Annotated in this window: 5 protein-coding genes; 1 reads left to right on the plus strand and 4 read right to left on the minus strand. The window is 60.6% G+C overall.

Annotated elements, in window-relative coordinates:
* Positions 1–403 precede the first annotated feature (403 nt).
* The gene (locus EAY64_RS08855) at positions 404–1,321 is read left to right on the plus strand and encodes a LysR substrate-binding domain-containing protein (protein ID WP_103524407.1); all 918 of its coding nucleotides are present in this window, start codon (positions 404–406) and stop codon (positions 1,319–1,321) included.
* Positions 1,322–1,330: 9 nt separating this feature from the next.
* Here the strand turns inward: EAY64_RS08855 and EAY64_RS08860 are convergent, their stop codons facing one another.
* From EAY64_RS08860 to EAY64_RS08875, 4 genes are all read right to left on the minus strand, one after another.
* A complete protein-coding gene (locus EAY64_RS08860) occupies positions 1,331–5,170 on the minus strand; it encodes an ATP-binding protein (protein WP_103524408.1) in 3,840 nt (1,279 codons plus the stop codon).
* Between the two features lie 26 nt (positions 5,171–5,196).
* A complete protein-coding gene (locus EAY64_RS08865; protein ID WP_103524409.1) occupies positions 5,197–5,934 on the minus strand; it encodes a response regulator in 738 nt (245 codons plus the stop codon).
* Positions 5,935–5,975: 41 nt separating this feature from the next.
* Positions 5,976–7,166: an EAL domain-containing response regulator gene (locus EAY64_RS08870; RefSeq protein WP_147456202.1), complete on the minus strand. Its 1,191-nt coding sequence runs from the start codon at positions 7,164–7,166 to the stop codon at positions 5,976–5,978.
* Between the two features lie 250 nt (positions 7,167–7,416).
* A complete protein-coding gene (locus EAY64_RS08875) occupies positions 7,417–9,039 on the minus strand; it encodes a mechanosensitive ion channel family protein (protein ID WP_103524411.1) in 1,623 nt (540 codons plus the stop codon).
* Between the last annotated feature and the right edge of the window lie 153 nt (positions 9,040–9,192).

Below are 9,192 nucleotides of genomic sequence, written 5' to 3' on the forward strand. Positions count from 1 at the left end.
CCTGCGGCTTTTTCTCCGAATCTTCAGGCCACGCAAGTGGCCTTTTTTCTTGCCTGTTTGCCAGACAGACCACCGCAAACGGATAAAAAAATCGGCCAGGTCCCAGAGGTAAGACCCGGCCGTTCCCAACGTGGAGATGGGTGGAAAACTGCTGGCGCTGCCGCAAGGGCAGCTGCCTGGTGATGGGGGCTTGCTGGCGGCAGCCTGCCGGCCAGCAGATTATCCATGCATTGAGGACATCGCTCGTACAAAACTCCAGCAAGTGCCAGCTTTGCACAATAAAATGCTTCAACTGAAGCGAGTCAACTCTTTGCATTGATTATCAATGAGCTAGCCGCAAGGATAAGCAGCCACTGCAAAACTGGCAAAGCAGTTATAATCATGCCAGCCATGACTAAACCACATGAATTCGATGAAACTGCCTCCTCTTAACGCGCTGCGTGTTTTTGTCGCTGCGGCGGAACACCTGTCGTTCACCCGAGCTGCCACCTCCTTGCACCTGACCCAGGGCGCAGTCAGCCGCCATGTGCAGACGCTGGAAGAGTTCTACGGCACCAGCTTGTTCATTCGTCAGGCGCGTGGGCTGGCGCTGACCGCCGAGGGCGAGGCGCTGGTGAAACCGGCGCGCGATGCCTTCCAGCTCTTGCATGAAGCCAGTGAAATGCTGCGGCTGCGCCAGAGCGGCCTGCGCGTGCGCATTCCCCCCACCCCGGCCATGCGCTGGGTGCTGCCCAACCTGCCGGACTTCCAGACCCGCTATCCGGAATACACCCTGCACCTGATCACCCAGCTGATTCACGACAAGCCCTTCAACCGGGCCGAGTATGATCTGGCCATCATCGGCATGGCGCGGCCGGAAGTGTCCACCGACATGCGCATCGAATGCATCTGTCGCGAAAAGCTGGTGCCGGTTTGTTCGCCAGCCCTGCTGCAAGGCCCGCATCCGCTGCGTACGCCGGAAGATCTGCAATACCACACCCTGCTGCATCCCTGGCGCGATCAGGATGTATGGGACCGCTGGCTGAAGCTGGCGGGGGTGAACTCGCTGAATTCCGAAAGCGGCGTGACCTTCGACGCGCTGGAATACGCCCTGCATGCGGCAGCTGCCGGCATGGGGGTGACGCTGGCGCAGGTATCGATGGTCAACGACGACATCCAGCGCGGCAAACTGGTGATTCCCTTTGATACCGTGCTGGAAACCGAGTGGGCCTACTACCTGATGTACTCGCACGAAATGGCGCAGCAGCCGAAGATCCGCGCCTTCCGCGACTGGCTGATCGCCACGCTGGAGCGCAGCGAGGCCATCAGCCGCAGCATGTAGCCGGCCGGCTTATACGCTGGCGGTGTCCTGCTGTTGCAGCCAGTGTTCAAACTCACCCAGCGCAGCTTCCAGCCCGGCCAGCAGCGCCGCCGCCTGCTCACCCTGGCCAGCCTTGGCCGTCTTCTCCACCCGTTCGGCGGCATCGCCCATGGCATTGGCCCCCACCATGCGACTGGCACCCTTGATGCGGTGTGCTGCCCAGGCCAGCTGCTCGGCATTGAGCTCGGCCGCTGCCTTGCGCAGTGCAGCCATGTCATCGCGATTGGCTACTTCGAAGTCGTGCAGGATTTCCAGCTCGACCGACAGTTCACCATCGCTGTAGACCTCCAGTACGGAACGGTCGACCGGACAGAGGGCGGCGCTATCGGCTGCCTGCTCAGGGGTATCGGACATCACATTCTCCTGCGGTTGGTGCAGCCATTTATCCAGCATGGCCGATAGGACATTGATGGCCAGCGGCTTGGTCAGAAAATCATCCATGCCGGCGGCACTGGTCTTGTGCAGCTCTTCCTGCCCGGCGTTGGCGGTGCAGGCAATGATGGGCAGGCGGCCGCGCTCGGCATGCTCGGCCTCATAGGCACGAATCAGCCGCGCCAGTTCGTAGCCGTCGGTCACCGGCATGTGGCAGTCGGTCAGCAACAGGCTGTACTGGCCGGCCTGCCACATGGCGTAGGCTTGCGCGCCATCTTCGGCACAGTCGGCCTTGTAGCCCAGCTTTTCCAGCTGACGCAGCGTGAGCTTGCGATTGGTGGGGTTGTCTTCAGCAAACAGGATGGGCAAAACCGCGCCATGCGGCATATCCGGCGCAGCGGCCGACGGCTGGCCGTCGTCAACCTCGGTGGCCGGCAGCTCGGCAGCATCCACGATATTGGCCACCAACAGCAGCGAGGCGCGGGTCCCCTCGCCTGGCTGGCTTTCCAGCTCGACATGGCCACCCATCAGGCCAGCCAACCGGCGGCAGATGGCCAGCCCCAGCCCGGTGCCACCAAAACGCCGGCTGGTATCGGATTCAGCCTGGGTAAACGGCTCGAACAGCCGGGCCAGGTTCTCCTGGGAAATACCAATGCCGGTATCCATGATGTCAAAGCGCAGGGTCTGCGCGGCAAACTCCTGTTCCAGCACTTCCACCCGCAGGGTGATGCCGCCGTTGGCGGTGAACTTGACGGCATTGCTGACAAAGTTTTGCAGGATCTGCCGCAGCCGCAAGGGATCCAGCAGCAGGGCCGGTGCCAGCTTGTCGTCCACGTCCAGTTGCAGTTGCAAACCCTTGGCGGCGGCGGTTTCCGCATACAGGGTGCGTACCTGCTCCAGCAGCGGCTTGACTGCAGTCGGGGTTTGCACCACTTCCAGCTTGTCGGCTTCGATCTTGGAGAAGTCCAGGATGTCGTCGATCAGCCGCAACAGGGTGCGCGCCGACTCCTGAATGGTGTTGACGCTGTCTTTCTGCTCGGGGTTGAGCGGCGTCATGGTCAGCAACTCCAGCATGCCCAGAACGCCGTTCATCGGCGTGCGGATTTCATGACTCATGGTGGCCAGGAAGGAGCTCTTGGCCCGGTTGGCGGCATTGGCCTGGTCTCGTGCCATGCGCAGTTCGAATTCGGCCAGCTTGCGCTCGGTAATGTCCAGGCAGGCGAGAATGGTGCCCTCGCGCGGCCGGTCGGGGAAGAGCAACATACCCTCGAACAGCACCCAGATCGGCCGGCCATCGGCCCCCAGGCATTCCAGTTCGCAACGCAGCTTGCTCTGGTATTGCGCCATGCTGTTGAGCTGGCTGGTCAGGTCGAACCAGCTTTGATCGGATGCCAGCAGCTCCATCAGATGCATGCCGGGCAACATGCTGCCGCCCTGGCCGAAGATGTCTTCTGCCATGCGGTTGGCGCGGACGATCTGCATCTGCTCGTTGAGCCGCAGCAAGCCGACTGGCGAGGCCGAATAAATGGCTTCTTCTTCCTGCAATACCGAGCGCAACTGCGATTCGGACAACATGCGCCGGTCTTCTTCATCGAAAAAGCCGAGAATATTGGCATAGGCTCCGACCAGCGGCTGGATGCCCTTGCCCAGCATGGCCAGATCCGGCCGTAGCAGGCAGATCAACGCCGATACGTCGTCATCCATCGATACCGGCAGGGTAATCCACAAGGGCATTTCTGCCAGCCTTTGCAGCAGCCAGGTAAGCGGCTCGGCTTCGTGCGACAGCTTTTCCAGCGGGGGCAAGCTATCCGGCCACTGGCCAGCCTGCAGGCGGATTTCGAAACGGTCGTCCGGAAACTCGGCCAGCACCAGCATGAAGCCTTGTTCGGCATGGCTGAAGCGGATGAATTCCTGCAGCAGCCGGTCCAGCACCTCATTGCGCGGCCAGCGGCTGAGCATGAGATTTTCCACATGGGAAATCGCCGACAGCATGCTCAGATTGTGCTCCAGCGAATTTTCCGCAATGCGGCGCTGATGCTCGTCGCGCACGATGAGCATGAAGACTTTCTCCGCCGCCGAAGTCCGGAAGGTGCTGAGGGTGATGCCGGCGAAAAACAATTCACCGTTGAGCTTGATCCCTTCGCCTTGCAGCACCTGGCTGCCCAGCTCGCTGGCAGCCAGCAGGGTGTCAGCCAGCGACTGCTGCAGCCGCAACAACTGGCTGATGTGCAGGCCTTCCAGTTCCTGCCTGCCCGTGCCGAACAGTCGCTGCGCCCCGGCATTGGCCGATAGCACCCGGCCTTGCTGGCTGATGGTCATGATGGCATCACCAGCCGCATCCAGCATGCTTTGCAGGTGATTGAGCGGCTTGAGCACCCGCTTGGTCATGCTGTATAGCAGGATCAGCGCCAGCCCCAGTATCGCCAGCCCCAGCAGGCTGTCATGGATCAGCTGACGGCGGTAATCAGCCAGCGCCTGCTGGATCTGCTCGGCACACAGGCGGTTGGCATTCTGGAACAGCGCCCAGCTTTCCTGCTGCACCCTGTCCAGCAGAGGCTGCATGGCGCTTTGCATGGCACGCATGCTCTGGTGCTGCTGTTGCTGCTGCAATTGCTGCTTGTTGAGCATGTGCAGGGCCAGGGCCGAATCGGAAATGTGGCGCAGGCTGTCTGCCAGCGCCGGGTCGTCGATATGGCCGGCGTCCACCCGCAGCTGTTGCAACATCAGGTTGCTCAGGTCCAGCCGCGACTGCAGGTCACCTTCTTCGGTCTCGCTCAGCGGTGAGTCCAGCTCGCTGCGCAGCAGCAAGGCGGTGGCCGTGGTGCGCAGGGTATGGCCTATGCTCCAGCTGCTCTGGGCAATGTCCATATTGATGTAGAGCCCGGCCGGTGCGGTCCATTTCATCTGGCCGTTCATGCCGATCAGCACATTATCGATGGCATCCTGCAGGTGGCGGGACGACAGTTCCTCGGCATAGCCCAGGGTTTCGTCCTGACCCCAGGCCGGGCCAAGGCGCATGTCCACCTCGGACCGCAAGCTGCGGAAACTGTCCAGTTGCAGCTGAATCATGGCCAGCTTGGCGCGCTGCTCGCTCACCACGTCGCGCTGGCCGGCGGCCAGTGCCAGCTCCATCCAGTGATCGGCCTGTGTGCGCAGTAGCAGCAGCTGGCTGCGCTCCTGTGGAAAAGGCGGATAGCTGCGATACAGCAGGCTGCGACTGAGGATGGCCTCGCGCCGCAGCAGATCGGACGCGGTATACAGCTTGCTGCGGATCTCTTGCACCTCGGCCAGCGCTACCGCCTGCTGGTAGTGCTGCCATGAAACCGACAGTAATCTGGCCACCCAGCCGATCTGGAAGACCCCCAGCAACACCACGATGGCAATCACCGCCCTGCCAATGGATAGGGTCTGGCTTGCCTTGCTGCTGATAGTGGCCATGCACTCTCCCCTGCGGGCAGTCTGTTTCAGCCGGTCGGCTCGGAGGCAGGGTCGCCATCACTGGCGACCACCGCGGCTTTTTCCACCACCAGCTGATGTACGCCATAACGGTCGCTGTAGTTGCGCAGTACCGCCAGCTGGTTGGCAGAAATGCTGGCGCCACGTGGCAACAGCAGGTGACCACTCTTGCTGAGCAGGTCCTCGGCCAGCACCGCTCCTGGCTTGGCACTGTTTACGGTAACCGTTTCATTGGGTGCATCCGGCAGGTCTTCCGGTCGCGGCTCAAACAGGCGACGGAATACTTTCTTGTCGTAATCCGTGCCGGTATCCACGCCGTAATAACTGAAGGGGTCGACCTCGGGCCGGCTTCGGCGCAAGGCCTGTGAAATGGCTTTTTCCACATCGACCGGCTTGGGGGGCTTCACCACGAAGCCATCGGCATGCAACTGCACCGCTACCGTGACATTGCTGCGATCAGCATGCCCGGACAGGATGATGAAGGGCAGGTTGGATGCATTCATGGTATGGCCGCAGCGCAGCTCCTTGAGCAGATCCAGGCCATTCATCGGTTTCATTTCCACATCGCACAGCACCAGGTCAACCATGCGCATGTCCAGTGTGCGCATGGCGGTGCTGCCATCCGGTGCCTGCGAGATGTTTTCAGCCCGGATACCCATGGACTGCAAGGACTGGCTGACCAGTGTCCTGACCAGCGACTGGTCATCCACTACCAGTATCTTGAGTTTTTCCAGTTCGTTGGACATGTTTACCCCTTTGCATGGCGGGACATCGCTACGCTGCCGGTCTAGTGCATGAGCTTGCCGGCAGTCTGTTGCTGTAAATAAGATGATAGTTCGTCGCTGCCCATCTGCAGGGCTATCTGCTCGCCACTGACATTACAGTCTTCCAGGCCGGCCAGCAGTTCGAGGTCGGCTTCCATGTCGAGCCGGCTAATGGTCAGCTGCGGCAAGGTCAGGCCACAGCATTGCAAGAGCGCTGGCAAACCTACCCCCTGCGAGCGCAACTGGCGCAAGGCCGTGGCTGAAATGCACGCGCCATCCAGAGGCAGCCGCAGCAGATTAGCCATGGTCAGGCCCCCCTCGCCCAATTGATCGGCCAGCAGCGAGAAGCCGAAATACTTCAACTTGGCAATGTTTTCAAAGCACACCGCCGAACGTTGCTCATGCATGCCATCGGCCAGCAGAAAGCCGATCTGCCCGGGCTGGATGCCATATTGACGCAGGCTGCTGTTGTAGCGGTCGAACAGGTTGTCGTGAGCCAGACAAGCACCATCCAGATAAAGGCTGAACAGGCAGTGCTGGCGCTGCTCCTGCGGCAGGCTCGCCAGCAACTGGGCCAGCTGCTCCATAAGCACTTCCAGAATCAGCATGGGCAATTGCGGGTTGGCCGCCAGCTGGCGATATAACGCGGCATCCAGCGGCAACAGCCCGTTGGGCAGCCTGATGGCTGCCAGATGCATGCCGCGTAGCTGCTGCGTATCACCACTGAGCACGGGCTTGAACTCCATCTGCAGTGGCTGGCTGGTGCAGTCCTGCCATAGCTGTTGCAGATCAAGCGGATAGGCCAGCGAGCGTTGCTCCAGATCGGCAAAGGCCGCGTTGAGTCGATGAAGAAACTGATCGATGCTGTAGGGCTTGCACAGGAAATGCACGCTATCAATGCCCTGATGGCGGGCCATGTCAGCAATGGTGTGCAAGGTGCGGTCGTCGTAGCCGGAAATGATCAACAGCGAGGCCCGACAGCCGATGGCCGTGAGATTCTTGATGAAATCGATGCCATTCATGCCCGGCATGCCGATATCGGTAATGATCAGGTCATAGCTGGTTTCCGCTGCGCTGCGTAGCGCCTCGGCCGGGTCGCTGAACTCATCGATCTGGGTGGCATGCCGGCTGAAAAAGCCGGTCTGGCGGGAAATCAGCTTGCGCAGAATGACCTGATCTTCCAGGACCAACAGCCTCATTGGCAGCGACGACATGACGGTATCCCTCGGCGGATGGCCACCGGAGATGGGAAGGCCGGCAGCAATGCGATAATTTACGCCTTTGGTATAGCAGTAAGCCACATCATCAGGCAAGCATTGCGCCGTTATTCATTGATAAAACCGGCGATCACTTAAACAATTAATATAAATTCCAGGCTGGCAAAGCACAAACTGCCGCAGATGATCGCATATGGCTACTCACCGGCTGATACACTGCAAATTCCTCATAAATCATGACAAATAGCTAATCGGTTGCATGCCCCTCTGCCGCAGCCGGTCGCGCGGGTGGGGCATACCACTGCGCGGCTTGCACGATGACCGCCTGCTCTGGCTGGGCCATGAAATGCGGCGACATGATCTGTACGCCAAATTCGTTGAAGGTGTCCTGGATATGCCCGTGCAGCTCACTGCGCACAGCCTGCGGCAGGGCATCGGCCAGCGCACGCAATTGCAGTTCGTACTCGACATAGAAATCCTGCAGATTCAACTGCCGCACCACCACGGCCTCGGTGTGATCGGCCAGTGAAGTACGGTGTGCCGCCAGCTCCAGCATGGCTTTCACCTGGCGCCATGGCGTGTCGTAACCAATGGTGACCGTGGTCGTCAGCATCAGGCCCCGCCCCGGGCTGGTCCGGCTGTAATTCTCCACCTTGCCCCCCACCACTACCGCATTGGGCAGGGTCACTTCATGCTCCTGCCGGGTCAGTATCTTGGTGGACAGGGCACTGAGTTCGGTCACCACACCTTCCACATCACCAATACGCACGAAGTCGCCCGGCCGCAAGGCTCGCGAATACACCAGTACCAGGCCACTCATCGCATGGTTCATGATGCCGGCCGAACCCAGTGTGACCAGCAAACCGAAAAACACGCTCATTCCCTTGAACGCATCAGAGTCGGCTCCGGGCAGATAGGGATAGGCAACGGTCAGCGCAAACAGCCAGAGCACCACCCCGAGCAGCCGGCGGGTAGCGCCGGCAGTCTCGGGATGCAGGCCGGGAAAACGCAGCTGGCCACGTTCGGCCAAGTCGAATACCAGCTGCAAACCACGGGTCAGCAAGCGGGTAAACAGGAAGATCAGCCCAACCGTCAGTAAACCAGGCACGGCACTGAGCGCATCAGAGCCCAGCGTGGCAACCAGTTGCCACAGAAAGCTGCCCAGACGACGACTCCAGGGCAAGGTGTAGGGAAAGCGCCCCAGCAGCCAGGTCAACCATAGATAACTCAGGAAAATGACGCACAGGACAGTGGTCAGGTTGATGATGCTGCCTTCGGCCCGCTGCAGCAGCCGTCCCAGAGTCTGCCGCTTGCTGAGCCAACCGGGAAACAGCGCATGTCGTTGCGACACCCGCAGCAATGCACGTCGGCGCAAGATCATGATCAGGTAGAGCAGCCCGGCAAACAGCACGCTACCCGCCAGGCTCAAGGCCAGCGCACTCGCAAGTGCTCCGGAAGAATGCTCCTTCAGATAGGCCAGCCGCAAGGCATTCAACCGCTGCTGCACATTACTGGCAGACTGCTGCAAGCTCAGGCCATCCGCCGGATCCAGATCACCAGCGACAATATTGAACAGCGACTTGCCATTGACCGACAGCCGGTAGCCCGCAGCGCCCCCCTGTCCGTATGGCGTCGCGTCAACCGGGTGGCTGGCATCCGCCATCTCCAGGACCTGCAAGCGGGCCTGCACCCTGGCCACACGTTGCTGGGCAGTCAGCTCCCCCTCCTTGGCCATGAATAGATAAACCGGCTGTCCGCCCAGTACCAGCGTGCGTTGCTGTTCCCAACTATCCGGGGCCAGCCGTGGTTCCGCCGCCTGCGCCAGCCAGGGCAGCAACAAGGAAAGGATACAGAGCAGAATTCGGGCCATGATGCATTCCTCCTGTCAATGACAGCAACATCATAGCCGTTTGCTGACCTCGAGGGCAGGCAACACATCCGCGCAGCCCAAGAAGAAGGAACCGACACGCAACAAAGCCGCCCCAGGGCGGCTTACGTGGGCCAATGCAAAAAGCCCAGCTCG

It is taken from the genome of Aquitalea palustris, from assembly GCF_003693445.1.
GTDB lineage: Bacteria > Pseudomonadota > Gammaproteobacteria > Burkholderiales > Chromobacteriaceae > Aquitalea > Aquitalea palustris.